Here is an 18,149-nt window from a genome sequence, read left to right as displayed (position 1 = left end):
AAACTATCGACTCAGTCTATACGCTCGAGCCCCGCGAACTGAACCGCCAATTTCTTTAATCCAACGCTCGGAAAATGCACCGTGACCTCGGCCCCCAGCGCCGCGACCACCGTCCCCTGCCCGAAGCGGGGGTGCCGGACCTTCTCCCCCCCCTTGAACGCGCCTAGAGGCTTCTTTTCCTCCACCTTGGCCGGGCGGATCACCACCGCCGCACCCGCACTGCCAAAGGCCGAGACCTCCTCGAGCAGTTCCGGGGGCACGTCGGCTAAGAAGCGGCTCTCGCGGGTGTACTCGCGCTTGCCGTAGACCTCGCGTTCCTCGGCGTAGCTCAGGTAAAGGGTTTCCTGGGCGCGGGTGATGCCCACGTAGAACAAGCGGCGCTCCTCCTCGAGGTCCTCCAGCCGGGAGAGGCTGTTGCGGTGGGGGAGCAGGTTCTCCTCGACCCCCACCAAAAACACCACGGGGAACTCCAGGCCCTTGGCGTTGTGCAGCGTCATGAGCGTGACCTCATCCCCCCCGGCCTCGGGGTCTTCGAGTTTGCCGTCCTGTACGCGCTTGGCCGGTTCCTCCGCCGAGGCAGTGAGGGCGATGGTGTCGAGGAAGTCGGCCAGGGTGCCCCCCACCTCCTCCTCCCAGTCGCCTGCCGCCCGCAGCAACTCCTCCACGTTGGCGATGCGCTCTTCGCCGTCGGGTTCGGCGCGCAGGGTCTCGAGGTAGCCGGTCTCCTCGAGCACCCGCTTGAGGAACTCGCGGGGGCCAGTGTCGTAGGCGGCCTCGATCAGATCGTCCACCAGCCTGACGAAAGCCTCGACCTGCTGGGGCCGGCTGATGACCTGCTGGGCATGGCGGAAGGCCTCGAGGGCTGAAATCCCCTGCTTCTGGGCGTACTCCAGCAGCTTACCCACCGTGCTGGCCCCGATGCCGCGCGGAGGGGTGTTGACGATGCGGCGCAGCGAGAGGGTATCCAGCGGGTTGACGGCCACGCGAGCATAGGCCAGCAGGTCCTTCACTTCGCGGCGCTCGTAGAAGCCCACCGCCCCCACCAGCCTGGCCGGGATGCCCGCGCGGCGCAGGTGCTCCTCCAACAGCCGCGACTGCGCGTTGGTACGGTAGAGCACCGCGATCTGGCCGAAGCTGCCACGCCTGGCGATCTCGCGGGCTACGAAGGCCGCTTCCTCGCGGGCGTTGGGGGCCCGGAAGAGCCTGACCTTCTCCCCGCCGCCCTTGACCGGGCGCAGGGTCTTCTCCAGCCGCGCGGTGTTCTTCTCGATGACTGCGTTGGCGACCTCGAGGATGGCCGCGGTGGAGCGGTAGTTGGCCTCGAGGCGAAAGACCTTCGCACCAGGGTAGTCTTTGGTGAAGCTCAAAATGTTGTTGATATCGGCATTTCGAAAGCCATAAATCGACTGGTCGGGGTCGCCCACCACCACCAGGTTGGGCTTCTCTCCCGCCAGCAGCCGGGTCAGCTTGTACTGCACGGGGTTGGTGTCCTGGTACTCGTCCACGTGGATGAAGCGCGCACGCTGGCGCACCTTGGCCAGGATTTCGGGGTGTTCTTCGAAGAGCTCGATGGCCAGGAGCAGTAGGTCGTTGAAGTCCACGGCCCCCTGGCCGCGCAGGGCCTTCTGGTAGAGGTGGAAGACCTCGGCGGCCTGCTCCTTGGGCACGCCCGCCACGAAGTCGGGGGCCTCACGCAAAAACTCACCCACCCCGCCCAGGCGGTTCTTGATGCGGTCGAGCACCGCCCGGAACTGCCCTGGCCTCGCCTCGAGGTTCAAATCCTTGAGGATTTCCTTGAGCAAGGTGCCCTGGTCGTCGTCGTCGTAGACCACGAAGCCCGGCTTGAGCCCCACCCACTCGCCGTACACCCGCAGGATGCGCAGGGCTGCTGAGTGAAAAGTCGAGACCCACAGGTCTCCGGCCAGGCCGCCCACCATTTTCTCCAGGCGCTCCTTCATCTCCCCGGCGGCCTTGTTGGTAAAAGTTACCGCCAGGATTTCACCCGGATAGACCCGGCGCTCGCGCAATAAGTAGGCGATGCGGTGCACCACCGTGCGGGTCTTGCCCGAGCCCGCCCCGGCCACTACCAGCGCTGGGCCCTCAAAGTGCAGCACCGCCTGTTGCTGGGCTTCGTTGAGCGAGGAAAGCAAATCCATAACAGCCCCCGAAGTCTACCACCTGCCCCTCGGCCAAAGGTAAGGCGGTGTGCGTGCTACGGGACAGCCCGTGGAAGCCAGAAGGTAGACTGCTCTTATGCACAAGACCTTAGCCTTGCTAGCTCTGCTTGGCCTGCTCAGCGGCTGCAACGTCTTCACCTTCCGCATCAGCGTGAACCCCAAGGTGCTCGAGGTCGTTCGTGGCGACTCCAACGGCTCTGCGGCCATCGTGGCGCTCGAGCGGGCCAAGGACTTCACGGCCCCCGTGATCTGCTCGGTGCGCACCCAGGCGGGCGGCTCCCTGCCCAGCGGCCTGAGCGCCACCCTCACGCCCCCCACCTTCGAGGGAGAAACCCCCAACGCGGTACTCAACGTCAAAGCCGAGGAGAGCCTGGACCCGGCGATCACCACCCTCGAGGCCCAGGTCTACTGCGAGTCCGGCACGCTCTACAACTACGACAACCTCACCCTCGACATCAAACCCAAAGCAGGTTGAACCCCCCCACCTCGAGCCAAGGGGCCTGGAGGCGGCCATCGGCTGCTCATGCTCGACCGTCAGTAGCCCTCACGCAGCCTTAGAATGTCCCAGGTATGGCAGCTATCAAGTTCGGCACCGATGGATGGCGTGGGGTTATTGGCGCAGATTACACCTTCGACAACGTGGCGAAGGTAGCCCAGGCTTATGCGGATTATCTGAACTCTCAAGGCGCGAAGCGGGTGGTGGTGGGCCACGACACCCGCTTCCTGGCCGCCAGGTTCGCCGAGCGGGCCGCGCAGGTGCTGGCCGCCAACGGGCTCGAGGTGCTGCTCTCCAAGAGCTACGTGCCCTCTCCGGTGCTCTCCTTCGCGGTCAAGCACCTGCAAGCTGACGGCGGGGTGATGATCACCGCCAGCCACAACCCCCCGGAGTACCTGGGCTTCAAGATCAAGGGCAGCTACGGTGGAGCAGCGGTGCCCGCCCTCATCGCCGAGGTGGAGAAGAAGCTGGGCACCGAAGCAAAGCCCTTCGACCCCTCCCGACACAAGATCGAGCGCTTCGACGTGCGCAAGCCCTACTACGACCACTTGATGAGCCTGCTGGACATCGAGGCCCTACGCGGCTACGAGGGTGTGCTCTACCACGACAGCATGGGCGGGGCCGGGGGCGGTTGGATCTCGGGCTTCGCCAAGCACGCCGGGCTCAAGCTCGAGGTGCGCGGCATCCACGAGGTCCCCGACCCCATGTTCTACGGGGTCAACCCCGAGCCCATCCCCGCCAACCAGTTCACCGTCATGACCGTGCTCAAGGCCGAGGAGGGCACCACCTTCGCCGCCGTCACCGATGGCGACGCCGACCGCATCGGGGCCGTGCTGGCAGGGGGGGCCAACTTCAACAGCCACCAGATCTTCGCGGTGCTGCTCAAACACCTCGTCCAGCGCCGGGGCCTGAGCGGGCGGGTGGTCAAGACCTTCTCGGTTTCCCGCGTGGTTGAACTGCTGGCGAAAAAGCTAGGGGTCGAACTCCTCACCACCCCCATCGGCTTCAAGTACATCACCGACGAAATGCTCAAAGGCGGCGTGCTGATCGGCGGCGAGGAATCCGGCGGCATCGGGGTGGACATCCACCTGCCCGAACGCGACGGGATTTTCAACGCGCTGCTCTTGCTCGAGGCCGTGGTCAAGAGCGGTAAGGGCCTGGGCGAGCAGTTCGCCGAGATCGAGGCCGAGGTGGGCTTCAAGCACAGCTACGACCGCCTGGATTTGCACTTGCCCAGCATGGACCACATCCGCGCCGTGGTGGAGAAGGTCTCCAGCCCCCAGCCCATCGCAGGGCAGAAGGTGGTGGGTACAGACACCCTCGATGGGGTGAAGTGGCTCTTCGAGGACGGGAGCTGGCTGCTTTTCAGGGCCTCGGGCACCGAACCGGTGCTCAGGGTCTACTGCGAGGCCCAGAGCGAGCAGGCCGTAAAAAGCATTCTGGCCGAAGCCAAAAGGCTGGTCGAGGCTTGATGCCGGAAGCCGCTTTTTCGGCATCTACGGCTTCGGTCGCAGCTATAGCGTCCTCGAGCGCCGCGAGCGCCCCAGGAGCTCCAGGTCGCCGAGGCCAGCGACGAGAGCTACAAGGACGTGACCCGCCGCCCCCTGAGCCCCGACGAGATCGCCACGCTGACTAAGACCGCCATCGACCTGCACGCCCGCAGCATCGCCCACGTACAGGAGCGGCGCTGGCTCATCCCACTGCTATGGAGCCTGCTGGGCACCATCGTGGGGATCGTGCTGCAATCGGCGCTGCGCTGAGCCCACATCCAGAACCGGCGCCTCCTGCGTATCTAGGGGTATACGTGCGCTGTATCCCCAATTGCGGTGCTCTGGTGCGACCCCGGTATGCTGGGGCTGATGCATCCCGCGCTGGCGGTGGCTTTGGGGCTCTACCTGCTTAACCTTGCCGTAGGACTGGCGGCTCAATTGCGACTGGGGCGCTTTGGGGTGTGGCACCACGTGCTCTACTTCGCGGTGTCTGTCTCGGCGCTGGCGGCGCTGGTCCTGGCGCGGGAGGGGTGGCTGCTGCTCAGCCTGGCCTGCCTGGCTTATTTCCCCAGGGCGCGGCCTGGTAGCTGGCTGCATCCAGCGCTGGGGATCGCCGGTCTTATGGGATACCTGCTCGCAGTGGGGGTGTGAATGGAGTTTCTCGAGGTCATCCGTAAGCGCAGGACCACCAACGGGCCCTTTCTCGAACAGCCGGTGTCCAGGGAACACCAGCACCTCCTCATGGAAGCGGCCTCGCGTGCGCCCAGCCACTTCAACTCCCAGCCCTGGCGCTTCGTGCTCATCGAGAACAGGGCCATCATCGCCCACATCGCCGAGCTGGGGGGCAGTTCGATGGAGCGCCTCATCGCCGAGGGCAGGTTCTTCGAGCGCTACCGCCCCTACTTCCGCTTCAGCGAGAAGGAGATGGAAGAGCGCCGCGACGGCATCCTGATCGACCAGTTGCCGGGGCCGCTGCGGCCTTTCACCCGCCAGATCATGAGCCCTGGCGCGCTGGGGCTTCTGAGAAGGCTGGGCGTGCCGCGCATGCTGGGAGAGGACAACCGTAAGCTCATCGCGGGCTCTCCCCTGCTGCTGGCGGCGCTGCTGGACAAGCAGGAATACCGCCCTGGCGAACTCTGTGGCTTTTACAGCCTCCTGGGGCTGGGCATGGCCATCGAGAACATCTGGCTCACCACCGTCGAGCTGGGCATGGGCATCCAGTTCGTGAGCACGCCGATGGAGATCCCCGAAGCCTGGGAGGAGGTCAAGCGGCTGCTGGAAGTGCCCGCGGAACTCGAGCTCATGGCGGTGTACCGGCTGGGCTACGTGCCCCCCGAAAGGCCCCGCCCCCGCATCGACTGGAAGTCGGACCACCGCAAACGCCTCTCGCAGTTCGTCTTCCGCGACACCTGCCGCACGCCCGAATCCGATCAGTAGGCTGACTATGAGCCTCTTTCATCCCCGCATCCTGGGTCTTGGCACCGCCAACCCGCCCTACCAGGTGCGCCAGTCCGAAGCGCAGCAGATGGCGAGGGCGATGTTCCAAGAGCTCGAGGGCATCGAGCGGCTGATCAAGGTTTTCGAGAACACCGGCATCGAGACGCGGTATGTCTCGGCTGCCGTGGAGTGGTTCACCCGTGAGCACAGCTTCGCCGAGAAAAACCGCCTGTGGCAGAAGGTGGCCCTCGAGCTGGCCGAGGAAGCCAGCCGCAAGGCCCTGGAGCGGGCTGGGGTTAGCCCGCAGCGAATAGGAGCGGTGGTGCTGGTAACTACCACCGGCATCGCCACGCCCAGCCTCGAGGCCCATCTGGTGCAGCGCCTGGGCATCCCACTGTCGGCCATCCGGCTGCCCATCTGGGGTCTGGGCTGCGCGGGCGGGGCGGCGGGGCTGGCCAGGGCTGCCGAGTTGGCCCGGCTCTACCCGAAAGATTGCGTGTTGATGGTGGCGGTGGAGCTGTGCAGCCTGACGTTCATCCGGGGCGACCTCTCCCGGGCCAACCTGGTCGCCACCAGCCTCTTCGCCGACGGAGCCGCAGCGGTGGTGCTGGGCAGCGGTGAGGGCCCCGAAGTGGTGGGGGGATTCTCGAGGCTGTTGCCCGAGTCCTACGAGGTGATGGGTTGGGAGGTGATCGAGCCGGGTTTGCAGGTGCGCTTCGCCCAGAGCATCCCCCAACTGCTCGCGGACAGGCTGGGCGCTTTGATTAAGGATGGATTAGCGAGCTACGGCCTGAAGGCCCAGGACGTGGGGGTCTGGGTACTTCACCCCGGAGGTAGCAAGGTTCTGAGCGCTTACCGTCAGGCCCTGCCCATCGACGAGCACAGCTACGAAGCCTCCCGGCACACGCTGATGGGCTACGGCAATATGTCGAGCCCGACGGTGCTCTTCGTGCTCGAGCGGCTGCTGGAGAGGGTCGAGGGCAAGGTAGCGGGGGTGCTGTTGGCTCTGGGTCCAGGTTTCGCCGTCGAGGGTGTAGTATTGCGTTGGTGATGCTCACGCTGGTGCTTTTTGCCGTGGGAGTCGTACTAATCCAGCGGCTCCTCGAGTTGGGACTGGCCTACCGCAACCTGCACTGGGCCCTCGAGCGGGGCGGGGGTGAGTACGGGCGGGAGCACTACCCGTACTTCTTCCTGCTGCACGGCGCGTGGCTGCTGGGGGTGCTGTTCGAAGGTGGAACGCGCCAGAGCCTGAGCCCACTGTGGCCCTTGTGGCTCTTGCTGTTCCTGGCGCTGACCATGATCGGCCTGGGCGTGGCGGGGCTGCTGGGCAAACGCTTCGAGGGCTTTCCCCTGTTCAACCAGGCTCCCGAATGGCCCTTCACCCTGGGCGCGGTGCTGCTGGCGCTGCTGCTGGCCTTCGGACTGGCCTATACCCGGTTGGGCCTGGTGGTGCGCTCGGTGGGGGAGAACCCCGCTGCTGCCGACGCCCTGGGGGTCGATGTGGTGCGGGTGCGCTACCTGGCGGTGGCCTTTGGGGGCGCGATGGCCGGCCTGGCCGGGGCCTTCCTCTCGCTGTCCTACCGTCCCTCCTGGACCGATGGCATGACCGTGGGCCTGGGCTGGATCGCGGTGGCGCTGGTGATCTTCGTGGGCTGGAGCCCCTTGCGGGCCATCGGTGGGGCCATCTTCTTCGGCCTGCTGTACTACCTCCAGTTCCGCCTGCAAGGCCAGAGCGGCATACCCACCGAGTTCTTCGCGGCCATGCCCTACCTGCTGGTCATCGTCGTGCTGGCCCTGGCGGGGTTGCGCCGGGTGCAGGGCGCCGCGCCGGAGGCTCTGGGGCGGCCTTATCAGCGGGGGGAGAGGTAGGTTGAATGTCGATGGTCGATCATAGCCCGGTCCCCCTTTCCCCGTCTGGTGAGGGGCGGTGGAAAGAGTGTATATTCGCGTCAGCGAACGGCTCGCAGGGTTTGCGTTGCCGGAAGCGAGGAGAGGGAGGAGCGGTATGAGAATGCGTTGGCTGCTTGCGCTGGTCGCTTTGCTTTTGAGCCTGGGGACCACCACCGCCCAGGACAAGAAGCTCAAAGCCTGTTTCGTCTACGTAGGGCCCATCGGGGACGTGGGTTGGACCTTCGCCCACAACGAGGCCCGCCTGGCAGCGGAGAAAGCCATTCCTGGCCTCGAGACCAGGTACGTCGAGTCGGTGCCCGAAGGCCAGGCCATGCCGGTCATCGACCGCCTGGTGGCCGATGGCTGCAACGTGATCTTCACCACCAGCTTCGGCTTCATGGATCAGACCCTCGAGGCCGCCAAGAAGTACCCCGACGTGATCTTCGCTCACGCCTCCGGCTTCAAGCGGGCCCCTAACATGGCCACCTACATGGCCGACTTCTACCAGGTCTACTACCTCAACGGCCTGATGGCCGGCGCCCTCACCAAGAGCGGCAAGGTGGGCTACGTGGGCGCCTTCCCCATCCCCGAGCTCAAGCGCCACATCTCGGCCTTCGCGCTGGGCGTGCGGGCGGTGAACCCCAGGGCCACCATCAATGTCAAGTGGATCAACGCCTGGTTCGACCCGGCCAAGGCCCGCGAGGCCGCCGAGGCCCTCATCGCCGAGGGCAACGACATCCTGGCCTTCACCGAGGACACCGCCACCGTGGTGCAGACCGCGGCCAGGAAGAAGATCCCCAGCTTCTCCCACTACAACTCCATGTACAAGTACGCCCCCGACTACGTGGTCTCGGGCCAGATCGTGCACTGGGACAAGATCTACATCGACTTCCTGAAGAAGGTGCAAAACGGCACCTACACCAACAAGAACCTGCAAGACGTGGACTACTGGTGGCTCTTGCGCGAGGGCGCGGTCGAGCTGGGCGCCCAGACCGGCATGCCCATCAACCCCAAGTTCATCCCCGCGCTCAAGGCGGCCAAGATGACCGTGAACGGCAAGCAGGTCTCGGTCTACGACCGGGTGATGGAGCTCCTGAAGAACATGTCGAGCGCCAAACCCACCTTCGACCCCTTCACCGGTCCCATCAAGGACCGCTACGGTGTGCTGCGGGTCCCGGCGGGCAAGACCATGACCGTCGCCGAACTCAACAGCATGCAGTGGATGGCTCCGGGCGTGGTGGGCCAGGTCGCCGACGAACCCAAGCAGTAGCGCCAGGCATAGGCTACACGGCTACAGAAAAGCGTGCAGGGCGCCCCTCGTGGGCGCCCTGATTTTGGTTTTCGGTCGCAGAGGGTCGGTCGGGGCGGGACGGGCGACGCTCGGGATCAGCCCTTGAAGGCTCGAGCCAGGCCGAAGAGGAGCACCCCGGCCGTGACGAACGGCCACAGGCTTATGGGCAGCGAGACGAACCCCCGGATCTCGAGCGTGCTCTGACAAGGCGATGAATACAAGCGATTCCACGCCCCCGAACCTACTGTGCCATAGGGCACTGGACGCTGGCGACCCGTGTGTAATAAACTTTGACTCGGTTCAAGTTTTTAGGAGGACTATCCACCATGCAGATCCGAAAAGTTGGTGTGGTTGGGGCCGGGACGATGGGCGCAGGCATCGCAGCGCTGGCTGCCTCGGCGGGTGTGCCCGTGGTGCTGCTCGACATCCCCGGCAAGGAAGACCGCCTCGAGTTCGCCAAGAAGGGTCTCGAGCGGCAGCTCAAGGCCCGCCCGGCCGCCTTCATGGACAAGGCCCGGGCCGACCTGATCCAGCTCGGCAACACCGAGGACGACCTCAAGCTGCTGGCCGACTGCGACTGGATCGTGGAGGCCATCATCGAGAAGGTCGAGCCCAAGCGCGAGCTCTACGCCCGCCTCGAGGCCGCTGCACCCAAAGCCATCATCACCACCAACACCTCGAGCATCCCCATGAGCATCCTGCTCGAGGGCCGCGGCGAGGGCTTCCGCAGGCGCTTTTTGGGCACCCACTTCTTCAACCCCCCGCGCTACTTGCACCTCCTCGAGCTCATCCCCACCCCCGACACCGACCCCCAGGTGCTCAAGGCCGTCACCCGCTTCGGCGAGCGCATCCTGGGCAAGGGCATCGTCGTCGCCAAGGACGCGCCCGGCTTCGTCGCCAACCGCCTGGGCGTGATGGGCATGATCCAGGCCATCCGCATCATGCAGGAGTTCGGCCTGAGCATCGACGAGGTGGACTCCCTCACCGGACCCCTGCTGGGCCGCCCCAACTCGGCCACCTTCCGCACCGCCGACCTCACCGGCCTCGACGTGCTCAAGCTGGTCTCCACCGAGCTTGCCCACAACACCGGCGAGGACTTCGCCCTGCCCGAGTGGGTGAACGGGCTCATCGAGAAGGGGGCGCTGGGCGAGAAGAGCGGGGCCGGGTTCTACAAGAAGGTGGGCAAGGACATCCTCACCCTCGACTACACCACCGGCGAGTACGTTGCGCAGCAGAAGCTGCGCACCCCCGAACTCGGCGCCCTCAAGGACGCGCCGCTGCACGACAAGCTGCGCGGGCTGCTCAAGCTGCCGGGCAAGCACGGCCAGTTCATGCGCAAGCTCTTCGCCGTGACCGCGCACTACACCCTAGAGACCGCCGAGAAGATCGCCTACGACATCGTGGCGGTGGACCACGCGCTCGAGTGGGGCTTTGGCTGGAGCGAGGGCCCGTTCAAGAACATGGACGCGGTGGGCCTCGAGACCGTGCGCGAGCTCTTCCGCGAGCACGGCCTCTCCGAGCCCGAACTGCTCAAGAAGGCCCAGGGCAGCTTCTACAAGAACGGCTCCTACCTGGGCTTCGACGGTCACTACTATCCCGTGCCCAAGCAGGAGGGCGTCATCAAGCTCGCCGAGGTGAAGGCGGCGGGGAAGGTGCTGCTGGAGGGCAAGGAAACCACCCTGCTCGACCTGGGCGACGGGGTGGCCCTCTTCGAGAACCGCGCCAAGATGGGCACGCTGGGTGAGGGGGTCATCCGCGACCTGCACAAGGCGCTGGACTGGGTGGAGGCCCACGGTTACAACGGCCTGGTGCTCTCCCACGAAGACCCCCGCACCTACTCCGCCGGGGCCAACCTTGCCCTGGTGCTGATGGCGGCGCAGGAGGGTGACTGGGACAGCATGGCCCTCGCCACGCACCAGTTCCAGCAGACCGCCATGCGCTTGCGCCGCTCGCCCTTCCCCGTCGTGTCGGCCCCCTTCGGCCTGACGCTGGGCGGGGGGGCCGAGTTCAGCCTGCACTCCGACCTCATCCAGGCCCACGCCGAGCTGTACATGGGCTTGGTCGAGGTGGGCGTGGGCCTGATCCCGGCGGGCGGGGGCACCAAGGAGATGCTCTTCCGCTTCACCAGCGAACTCGCCGCCTATGGCCCCGAGGCCGACCTTTTCCAGGGCGTGAAGCGGGCTTTCCAGCTGATCGCCCTGGCCCAGACCTCCACCAGCGCCCTCGAGGCCCGCAACATGGGCTTCCTGCGGGGCCAGGACCGCATCAGCATGAACCGCGACCGCCTCATCGCCGATGCCAAGCAGCGCGTGCTCGACCTCGCCCCCGACTACGTACCCCAGGTGCCCATGAAGATCCGGGCCCTGGGCGCTGAAGGGATTGGCAACCTGCGCTACGCGCTGTGGCAGTTCCAGGAGGCCGGCCAAGCCTCCGAGCACGATGCCCGCATCGGCGCCGAGCTGGCCTACGTGCTGTGCGGCGGCGACGGCCCGGCCCGCGAGGTGAGCGAGCAGGACATCCTGGACCTCGAGCGCGAGGCTTTCCTCAAGCTGCTGGGCACCCGCAAGACCCAAGAGCGCATCGCCCACACGCTCAAGACCGGGAAGCCGCTGCGGAACTGATGGGGTTATGCGGCACTTCGTGGCATTGGGCGACAGCTTCACCGCGGGGATCGGCGATCCGGTGGACGGGGTTCGGTTGCAGTCGGCCCACGACTGGCTGGCGCAGTGGATGCAGGCGGCCAACCCCGGCCTGCGCTACGTCGGCCTCGCCAGCCGGGGGCTGCGCGCCGCCGAAGTCCGCGCGCAGCAACTCCAGCGCGGGCTCAGCCTGGGGCCCGACTTCGTGAGCGTGATTGCCGGGGCCAACGACTGCCTGAAGGGGCCCTTCAGCGCCGAGAGCGTGCGGGCTGAGCTCAGCCTGATGCTGGGGGCTTTCCAGAGCATCGGGGCGCGGATTTTCACTTCGACCCTGCCCAACTTCACCCTGCGGCTCGAACTGCCCGACCCCCTCCGCGAGCGCGTGAAGCGCAACCTCCAGACCGCCAACGACCTCATCCGCGACCTGGCCCGGCGGTACGATGCGGTGTTCTTCGACTTCTGGGAGCATCCGCTGGAGTACGACAGGGCGCTGTGGAGTGAGGACGGGGTGCACCCCAACGCCAGGGGGTATCTCGAGATTGCCCGGCAGGTGGCGCCGGTGCTCGAGCGGCACGGAATCAAGGTCGGAGCCCCAACGTGAATGAGCCTATCATCCTAGGCGGCACGAAGCGGAGTCGAGGGATCTCGGTGTGCAAGAGGCTGTTTTGCTTTACCCAATGAGTGAGGGAGGGGTTCGTGGCTGTCAGGGATAAATCCCCCCAGGCCCCCTTATTGAGGGGGGAAAGGAAGAGCGAAAGCTGGCGCACTCGCATTTGGCGCTGGGGCTTCAACCTGTTCCCGGCCTACCGGGGCACCGGCGGGCGGGTGACCTACATCGCCGCCGACTGGAAGGAGGTTCACGTGGCGCTGCCGCTCAACTGGCGCACGCGCAACTACGTGGGCACCATCTTCGGTGGGAGCATGTACGGCGCCATCGACCCCATCTACATGCTCATGCTCATCCAGGTCCTGGGGCCCGATTACATCGTGTGGGACAAGGCGGCCACCATCCGCTTCCGCAAGCCGGGGAAGGCCACGCTCTACGCCCGCTTCGTGCTCACCGACGAGGAGCTGGGGACCATCCGCGCCCTCACCGCGCAGAACCCCTCCGTAGACCGGGTCTACCCGGTGGAGCTGGTGGATAAGGACGGCGTGGTCCACGCTTCCTTCGAAAAAACCCTCTACATCCGCAGGAAGGGTGTTGCGTCATAGTCGGAAAAGATTAAACCGAGTACAAAGGAGCCAAGATGAAAGAAGCCGTGATCGTCAGTGCAGTCCGCAGCGCCGTAGGGCGCGGCAAGAGCGATGGGGCGCTCGCCAGCGTTCACCCCATCGACCTCTCGGCCACCGTGATGAAGGCGGCCATCGAAAAAGCCGGGGTGAACCCCGGGATCGTCGAGGACGTGCAGTGGGGCTGTGCCATGCCCGAGGCCAGCCAGGGCCTCAACATCGCCCGCCTGGCCCTCCTGCGGGCGGGGTTTCCGGTCGAGGTTACCGGAGCCACCATCAACCGCTTCTGCTCCTCGGGCCTGCAGAGCATCGCTTACGGGGCGCAGGCCATCCTCTCGGGCATGAACGAGGTGGTGCTGGCCGGGGGGGTGGAGATGATGAGCCAGGTGCCCATGTCGGGCTACCACACCCAGCTCCACCCCGAGCTGACCGAGGCCTACATCGGCATGGGCTTCACCGCCGAGCGGGTGGCCCAGCGCTGGGGTGTGAGTCGGGAGGACCAGGACGCCTGGGCTTATGACTCGCACCAGAAAGCGCTCAGGGCGCAGGCCGAGGGCAGGTTTGATGAAGAAATTGTGCCGGTGGCGGTGAAGCGGGTGAGCTGGAAAGGAGCCAAGAAACAAGTAGAAGAGACCTACTTCGCCAAGGACGAGATCCCGCGCGCGGACACCAGCCTCGAGCGCCTGGCCAAGCTCAAGCCCGCCTTCAAGGAGGGCGGCACCGTGACCGCGGGCAACGCCTCGCCTTACTCCGATGGGGCCGCGGCGGTGCTGTTGATGAGCCGCGAGAAGGCCGATGAGCTGGGCCTAAAGCCCCTGGCCCGCTTCGTGAGCTTCGCCACCGGGGGCGTGGAGCCCGACATCATGGGCGTGGGGCCCATCAAGGCCGTGCCCAAGGCGCTGGCCAAGGCCGGCATCGGGCTCGAGGACATCAAGCTCATCGAGTTCAACGAGGCTTTTGCCGCGCAGGTGCTGGCGGTGATGCGCGAGTTGTGCTTCAACCCCCAGATCGTCAACGTCAACGGCGGGGCCATCGCGCTGGGCCACCCGCTGGGGGCTACGGGGGCCAAGCTCACCACTCAGCTCATCCACGAACTCGGACGGCGTGGGGGTGGGCTGGGCCTGGTGACGATGTGCATCGGCGGGGGGATGGGAGCTGCGGGGGTGTTCGAGGTTTACTCGAGCCTGTAATCTTCGCTCTTCCTTTGACCCTGGGCCCCGCCGCTTTGGGCTGAGGGGAAGACCAGTGGGCATGTCCGGCTGTCCGTCGCTTGGCCGATTGACAGCCAGAGCCCCATTGAACAGGCTAGAACCATGGCTCGCTACTTGTCTCTTCTCATCCTTGCCCTGGCTGGCTGCGCCCCGGTGCCGCTGGGAAGCGTCTCGACCAGGCCCTTCGACCTGACCTCGAGCCGGCTGCTCACTGTTACCGCCGGCCAGCGTTGGTATGTCGCAGCAGACTACGACCAGCAGCGCTGGCGTGGCAGGGCTACCCGGCTTGTGGGGGGACAGCTCACCAATGTTTCGATCGAGAGCCTGGGCTATACCTCAATCCCCATCTTCGAGCGAAGCCTCAGGGAACTCCTGTTCAACCCTTTCGCTCGCTGCACGTATCCCGGCCTTACCACCCGTCGCTCGATGGAGGGGTTCGTGTTGCGCCAATTGCCGGGGAACTGGTCTGCGGGTCTGATTTCCGCTGAGGGCGTGCTCGAGTGCCTTCAGGCGGAGCACAGAGACCTGGCCCCGCCTACCCAGATGGATCCCACCTTGCCGGAAAGCATCCTGAACATCGAGTTCACGACCGGGCTCCACATGGTGCTGGCCTTCGATGTTCCAGCGAACACCCCGCCGGGGCAGTACACCCTGCGCACTGAGATCGAGGACGTGCTCAGCGGAAAAAGGACTCAGCAAGACCTCCAGGTGCTCGTCGAGCCCACCAAGTAGCTCTATAGACGCGGAAATTGCCGATAGCCGATCCGTTACGTTACATCAGGCCGTTGCGTCGGGGTGGCTTGCGGACGCGTCCGCAAGGGATCTGGTGAAGGGCGTGGCTCGAGTCTTCCGAATGGCTGCTCCAGGCGGGGCGGTTTGACTTAGGCTTTGCCTTGGTATAAACTTTGACTCGGTATAAGTTTCCCGGAGGTACAGGCATGATCGCAGATCGCAAACTGGCGAAAAAAGGCGGCGGCTGGCTGTTGGAGAGGCCCGAGGGCATCTTCACTCCCGAGGACTTCGACGACACCGTCCGCGAGATCATCAAGACCACCCGCACCTTCGTCGAGCGCGAATACCAGCCCGTGGCCGAGCGTCTGGAGCACGGCGAGCTCGAGCTCAACGTACCCCTGATGCGCAAGGCCGGCGAGCAGGGCCTCTTGGGCATCGAGGTTCCCGAGGAGTACGGCGGTCTCGACCTCTCCAAGACCATCTCCACCGTGGTCGCCGAAGAGCTCTCGCCCACCGGCGGCTTCAGCGTGACCTACGGGGCTCACACCTCCATCGGCACCCTGCCGCTGGTCTACTTCGGCACGCCCGAGCAGAAAGCCAAGTACCTGCCCAAGCTGGCCAGTGGCGAGTGGATCGCGGCCTACTGCCTCACCGAGCCCGGCAACGGCTCCGACGCGCTGGCGGCCAAGACCAAGGCGGTGCTCAGCGAGGACGGCAAGCACTACGTCCTCAACGGCACCAAGATGTGGATCTCCAACGCCGGTTTCGCCCACCTCTTCACCGTCTTCGCCAAGATCGATGGCGAGAAGTTCACCGCCTTCCTCGTCGAGCGCGACACCCCCGGCCTGTCCTTCGGCGCTGAGGAGAAGAAGATGGGCATCAAGGCCAGCAGCACCCGCATGGTGATCCTCGAGGACGTCAAGGTGCCTGTCGAGAACGTGCTGGGCACCATCGGCAAGGGCCACCAGATCGCCTTCAACGTGCTCAACGTGGGCCGCTACAAGCTGGGTGCAGGGGCCATTGGCGGGGCTAAGCACGCCCTGGCGCTGTCGGCCAAGTACGCCAAGGAACGCGTGGCCTTCGGCAAGCCCATCGCCCACTTCGGCCTGATCCAGCACAAGCTCGCCGAGATGGCCACCCGCATCTATGCCGGGGAGAGCGCCACCTACCGCACCGTGGGCCTCATCGACGAAGCCTTGCAGGGCAAGAGCGGCACCGAGGCGGTGCTGGCGGGCATCGAGGAATACGCCATCGAGGCCAGCATCATCAAGGTGCTGGGCTCGGAGGTGCTCGATTACTGCGTGGACGAGGGTGTGCAGATCCACGGCGGCTACGGCTACAGCGCCGAGTACCCCATCGAGCGGGCCTACCGCGACAGCCGCATCAACCGCATTTTCGAGGGTACCAACGAGATCAACCGCCTGCTCATTCCCGGCATGCTGCTGAGGCGGGCCATGAAGGGCGAACTGCCGCTGGTGGACGCCGCCACCCGCTTGCAGAAGGAGCTCTTGGAGCCCTCCTTCGACCAGCCCGACGACCTCGAGCTCGCCCAGATCGACAACCTCAAGAAACTGGTGCTGATGACGAGCGGCCTGGCGGCCCTGAAGTACACCACCAAGATCGAGGAGGAGCAGGAAATCCTGGCCACCGCCGCCGACATCCTCATCGACATCTACGCCGCCGAGTCCATGTTGTTGCGCTCGCGCCGCTTAGGGGGCGGAGTCTACGCCGACATGACCACCCTCTACCTCTACCAGGCTCTCGACCGCGCTCAATCCGCCGCCCTCGGCGTGTTGCCCCGCCTGGCTGAAGGCGACGAGATGCGCGTGATGGCCTCCGCCGTGCGTCGCCTGACCAAGCACGAGCCCACCGACCTCGTGGACCTACGCCGCCGCATTGCCCAGAAGGTGCTCGAGGCCGAAGGCTACCCGCAGCCCAGGGCTTGAGCATAGGTGTGGCCAATACCCCCGCAAAGGCGCGGGGGTATTGTATTTTTGGGGCACGTCCATCAAGCACGAAATCGCCGCATTGAGACCATCTGGGTTTCTCCTTGCGCTCCTACCGCAGCACCTGGGGTCTTCTGCTCGCGGTTATCCTGGCCTACTAAGTCATCCCAGAATGCTGTTCTCATCAATCTTCAACCCACCACGATCTACGGCATTGCGAGGAAATTCAACTCCAGTAGGTTCGTAATTTCGGGATCGGAGGGGATATCACTCAGATCGAGTTTGCACTCGAGTATAAAAGACTTGTATTTCCCAACCCTGTTGGCAAGACGACCTTCTTGAACCACTTTTTCACCTACTCCTATTGAATTGCGCTTTGCCAATAAACACCTCTGCAAGAAGTCCCCTCTCATGTCTATACCTAAAAGGGATTGATATAAGTCGGAAATATACTTCGTTTGTTCGGGCCTTATGTTCTTGACTATTGGTATCAAGGTATATAGCGCAACTATTGTTGAGTCTTGATCTCTCGCTGCGTGAATGCTTTGGTTAGCTATTTGAGGATGCTTATTGCCGAAAGATCTTTCTAAGGGAATAGTCGTGTATAACTGTCCGCGGTCCTCGCCAGGTTTGCATTTGTATCGACCACAAAACACCGTATTCATCAGGCTGCCTTTAGTGCCCAATACTCCGTTTGCAGAACTCTGAACAAGGGCAACGCCAATGAAGAGCAACACGATACCTACGGGAATCACACGCCATTGCCATTTCAAGTTCAAGCCAAGGGATTGCAGTTTCATGGCCTCAGCCACCCTCTAACCCTGGTGCTGTTGATCCGCCAGCGGGTTTCACCGCCGACGAACACCTTCTCGAGCGGGAATCTCTCCGTAACATCGGTTTCGACATTCTGCTGCACGATGGTGATGGAGTCATCGCTGACCTCACCGATGATCGCAACATGGCCGGTGGTAGAATAGTGCATTACGATCAGATCGCCCTTCTGTGGCTTTGAAACGCTGCCTTTACCAGTAAATTTTCCTACTCTGCGGTCGTAGCCGTGATCATTTACATACTGCCTGAGCCCGCGGTGATTTCCGCCGTCCTTGACTTCATCGCTAAAATAGGAGTGGGCATCCCCACGGCCCTCAAATAAGAAACCGTGTTTGTAGTAGAAATAGCGTCGGATAAATTCGACGCATTGCCACTTTAATCCAAAATCATAAATTACCTTTCCATTGGAGTCTTCCAGTTTGTTTCTTCTATTATTGTTGCCTTCGTCGCGCGCATTATAATATACAGGAATACCATCAAGTGAACCAATTTGCTTTCCCCAGTAGGGGGATTTATACCCACTCGTCCTATCCGATCTGGAAGCGTTGTTAATTTCCTCGATCAGTTGGGTATTGATCGCAATCCCTGAATTAGGCACCCATACAGCCGTAAGTCGGTAAATAGTTTCCTCCCCCCGCTCATCCTTGCCCAACCACTCCCCCTCGAGGGTCTTGGGCTTGCCCCCTGGGCTGAAACTGAGCCGCCCGTTGCGGAATTGCCGGGTCTGCCCCCGAAACTTCCCCCTTTCGTACTTGGCGGTGAACTCCACCGCGCCGTCG

At 64.2% G+C, this 18,149-nt stretch carries 18 protein-coding genes; 14 read left to right on the top strand and 4 right to left on the bottom strand.

The features are described from left to right. Window positions 1–11: 11 nt before the first annotated feature. Window positions 12–2,156, bottom strand: a complete 2,145-nt coding sequence (locus Mrose_RS02400) for an ATP-dependent helicase (protein ID WP_119275839.1) — start codon at window positions 2,154–2,156, stop codon at window positions 12–14. A gap of 97 nt (window positions 2,157–2,253) precedes the next feature. Here Mrose_RS02400 and Mrose_RS02395 point away from each other — a divergent pair, with 97 nt between their 5' ends. The 8 genes from Mrose_RS02395 (at window position 2,254) to Mrose_RS02365 (ending at window position 8,760) form a co-directional block, all read left to right on the top strand. Further along, on the top strand, window positions 2,254–2,652 hold the full coding sequence (locus Mrose_RS02395; RefSeq protein WP_119275838.1) for a hypothetical protein: 399 nt from the start codon (window positions 2,254–2,256) through the stop codon (window positions 2,650–2,652). Between the two features lie 95 nt (window positions 2,653–2,747). Beyond that, a complete protein-coding gene (locus tag Mrose_RS02390) occupies window positions 2,748–4,145 on the top strand; it encodes a phosphoglucomutase/phosphomannomutase family protein (protein WP_119275837.1) in 1,398 nt (465 codons plus the stop codon). A 117-nt stretch (window positions 4,146–4,262) separates the two neighbouring features. Further along, window positions 4,263–4,433, top strand: coding sequence for a hypothetical protein (locus Mrose_RS18755; RefSeq protein ID WP_182482635.1), 171 nt, complete (start codon window positions 4,263–4,265; stop codon window positions 4,431–4,433). Between the two features lie 99 nt (window positions 4,434–4,532). Then, window positions 4,533–4,814 (top strand): hypothetical protein, encoded by a 282-nt coding sequence (locus tag Mrose_RS02385; protein ID WP_119275836.1) that lies wholly within the window; start codon window positions 4,533–4,535, stop codon window positions 4,812–4,814. Then, window positions 4,815–5,600, top strand: a complete 786-nt coding sequence (locus Mrose_RS02380) for a nitroreductase family protein (protein ID WP_119275835.1) — start codon at window positions 4,815–4,817, stop codon at window positions 5,598–5,600. Window positions 5,601–5,607: 7 nt separating this feature from the next. Continuing rightward, the gene (locus Mrose_RS02375; RefSeq protein ID WP_119275834.1) at window positions 5,608–6,651 is read left to right on the top strand and encodes a type III polyketide synthase; all 1,044 of its coding nucleotides are present in this window, start codon (window positions 5,608–5,610) and stop codon (window positions 6,649–6,651) included. After that, entirely contained in the window at window positions 6,651–7,469 is an 819-nt protein-coding gene (locus Mrose_RS02370) for an ABC transporter permease subunit (RefSeq protein WP_119275833.1), read from the top strand. The genes Mrose_RS02375 and Mrose_RS02370 overlap by 1 nt, the downstream gene beginning before the upstream one ends. Window positions 7,470–7,605: 136 nt before the next feature. Next, window positions 7,606–8,760, top strand: a complete 1,155-nt coding sequence (locus Mrose_RS02365) for a BMP family ABC transporter substrate-binding protein (RefSeq protein WP_119275832.1) — start codon at window positions 7,606–7,608, stop codon at window positions 8,758–8,760. Window positions 8,761–8,876: 116 nt separating this feature from the next. Here the strand turns inward: Mrose_RS02365 and Mrose_RS19605 are convergent, their stop codons facing one another. Next, complete coding sequence (locus Mrose_RS19605) at window positions 8,877–9,002, bottom strand: hypothetical protein (protein WP_275052652.1); 126 nt, start codon at window positions 9,000–9,002, stop codon at window positions 8,877–8,879. A 105-nt stretch (window positions 9,003–9,107) separates the two neighbouring features. On the opposite strand from Mrose_RS19605, the gene Mrose_RS02360 reads away from it, so the two are divergent. The 6 genes from Mrose_RS02360 (at window position 9,108) to Mrose_RS02335 (ending at window position 16,539) form a co-directional block, all read left to right on the top strand. Continuing rightward, entirely contained in the window at window positions 9,108–11,402 is a 2,295-nt protein-coding gene (locus Mrose_RS02360) for a 3-hydroxyacyl-CoA dehydrogenase/enoyl-CoA hydratase family protein (protein WP_119275831.1), read from the top strand. Between the two features lie 7 nt (window positions 11,403–11,409). Further along, the gene (locus Mrose_RS02355) at window positions 11,410–12,021 is read left to right on the top strand and encodes an SGNH/GDSL hydrolase family protein (RefSeq protein ID WP_119275830.1); all 612 of its coding nucleotides are present in this window, start codon (window positions 11,410–11,412) and stop codon (window positions 12,019–12,021) included. A gap of 95 nt (window positions 12,022–12,116) precedes the next feature. Then, on the top strand, window positions 12,117–12,632 hold the full coding sequence (locus Mrose_RS02350) for a DUF4442 domain-containing protein (protein ID WP_245969458.1): 516 nt from the start codon (window positions 12,117–12,119) through the stop codon (window positions 12,630–12,632). 35 nt (window positions 12,633–12,667) lie between these two features. Continuing rightward, entirely contained in the window at window positions 12,668–13,840 is a 1,173-nt protein-coding gene (locus Mrose_RS02345) for a thiolase family protein (RefSeq protein WP_119275829.1), read from the top strand. Window positions 13,841–13,963: 123 nt separating this feature from the next. Next, a complete protein-coding gene (locus tag Mrose_RS02340) occupies window positions 13,964–14,593 on the top strand; it encodes a hypothetical protein (protein WP_119275828.1) in 630 nt (209 codons plus the stop codon). A gap of 206 nt (window positions 14,594–14,799) precedes the next feature. Then, the gene (locus Mrose_RS02335; protein ID WP_119275827.1) at window positions 14,800–16,539 is read left to right on the top strand and encodes an acyl-CoA dehydrogenase family protein; all 1,740 of its coding nucleotides are present in this window, start codon (window positions 14,800–14,802) and stop codon (window positions 16,537–16,539) included. Window positions 16,540–16,745: 206 nt separating this feature from the next. On the opposite strand, the gene Mrose_RS18535 is transcribed toward Mrose_RS02335, so the two are convergent. Together Mrose_RS18535 and Mrose_RS02330 are read right to left on the bottom strand one after the other, a co-directional pair. Continuing rightward, window positions 16,746–17,339: a hypothetical protein gene (locus Mrose_RS18535; RefSeq protein WP_147371550.1), complete on the bottom strand. Its 594-nt coding sequence runs from the start codon at window positions 17,337–17,339 to the stop codon at window positions 16,746–16,748. After that, window positions 17,336–18,149 (bottom strand): CHAP domain-containing protein (locus Mrose_RS02330; RefSeq protein WP_119275826.1); only part of this gene is annotated, 814 nt, incomplete at its 5' end. The genes Mrose_RS18535 and Mrose_RS02330, both read right to left, overlap by 4 nt.

Source organism: Calidithermus roseus (genome assembly GCF_003574095.1).
Lineage (GTDB): Bacteria > Deinococcota > Deinococci > Deinococcales > Thermaceae > Calidithermus > Calidithermus roseus.
This window is presented reverse-complemented; position numbering and strand designations above follow the sequence as displayed.

What these genes read in the sequence shown, in the direction of transcription:
- Mrose_RS02400 (WP_119275839.1), bottom strand. Translation starts at nt 2,156, where the DNA reads ATGGATTTGCTTTCCTCGCTCAACGAAGCCCAGCAACAGGCGGTGCTG.
- Mrose_RS02395 (WP_119275838.1), top strand. Translation starts at nt 2,254, where the DNA reads ATGCACAAGACCTTAGCCTTGCTAGCTCTGCTTGGCCTGCTCAGCGGC.
- Mrose_RS02390 (WP_119275837.1), top strand. Translation starts at nt 2,748, where the DNA reads ATGGCAGCTATCAAGTTCGGCACCGATGGATGGCGTGGGGTTATTGGC.
- Mrose_RS02385 (WP_119275836.1), top strand. Translation starts at nt 4,533, where the DNA reads ATGCATCCCGCGCTGGCGGTGGCTTTGGGGCTCTACCTGCTTAACCTT.
- Mrose_RS02380 (WP_119275835.1), top strand. Translation starts at nt 4,815, where the DNA reads ATGGAGTTTCTCGAGGTCATCCGTAAGCGCAGGACCACCAACGGGCCC.
- Mrose_RS02375 (WP_119275834.1), top strand. Translation starts at nt 5,608, where the DNA reads ATGAGCCTCTTTCATCCCCGCATCCTGGGTCTTGGCACCGCCAACCCG.
- Mrose_RS02370 (WP_119275833.1), top strand. Translation starts at nt 6,651, where the DNA reads ATGCTCACGCTGGTGCTTTTTGCCGTGGGAGTCGTACTAATCCAGCGG.
- Mrose_RS02365 (WP_119275832.1), top strand. Translation starts at nt 7,606, where the DNA reads ATGAGAATGCGTTGGCTGCTTGCGCTGGTCGCTTTGCTTTTGAGCCTG.
- Mrose_RS02360 (WP_119275831.1), top strand. Translation starts at nt 9,108, where the DNA reads ATGCAGATCCGAAAAGTTGGTGTGGTTGGGGCCGGGACGATGGGCGCA.
- Mrose_RS02355 (WP_119275830.1), top strand. Translation starts at nt 11,410, where the DNA reads ATGCGGCACTTCGTGGCATTGGGCGACAGCTTCACCGCGGGGATCGGC.
- Mrose_RS02345 (WP_119275829.1), top strand. Translation starts at nt 12,668, where the DNA reads ATGAAAGAAGCCGTGATCGTCAGTGCAGTCCGCAGCGCCGTAGGGCGC.
- Mrose_RS02340 (WP_119275828.1), top strand. Translation starts at nt 13,964, where the DNA reads ATGGCTCGCTACTTGTCTCTTCTCATCCTTGCCCTGGCTGGCTGCGCC.
- Mrose_RS02335 (WP_119275827.1), top strand. Translation starts at nt 14,800, where the DNA reads ATGATCGCAGATCGCAAACTGGCGAAAAAAGGCGGCGGCTGGCTGTTG.
- Mrose_RS18535 (WP_147371550.1), bottom strand. Translation starts at nt 17,339, where the DNA reads ATGAAACTGCAATCCCTTGGCTTGAACTTGAAATGGCAATGGCGTGTG.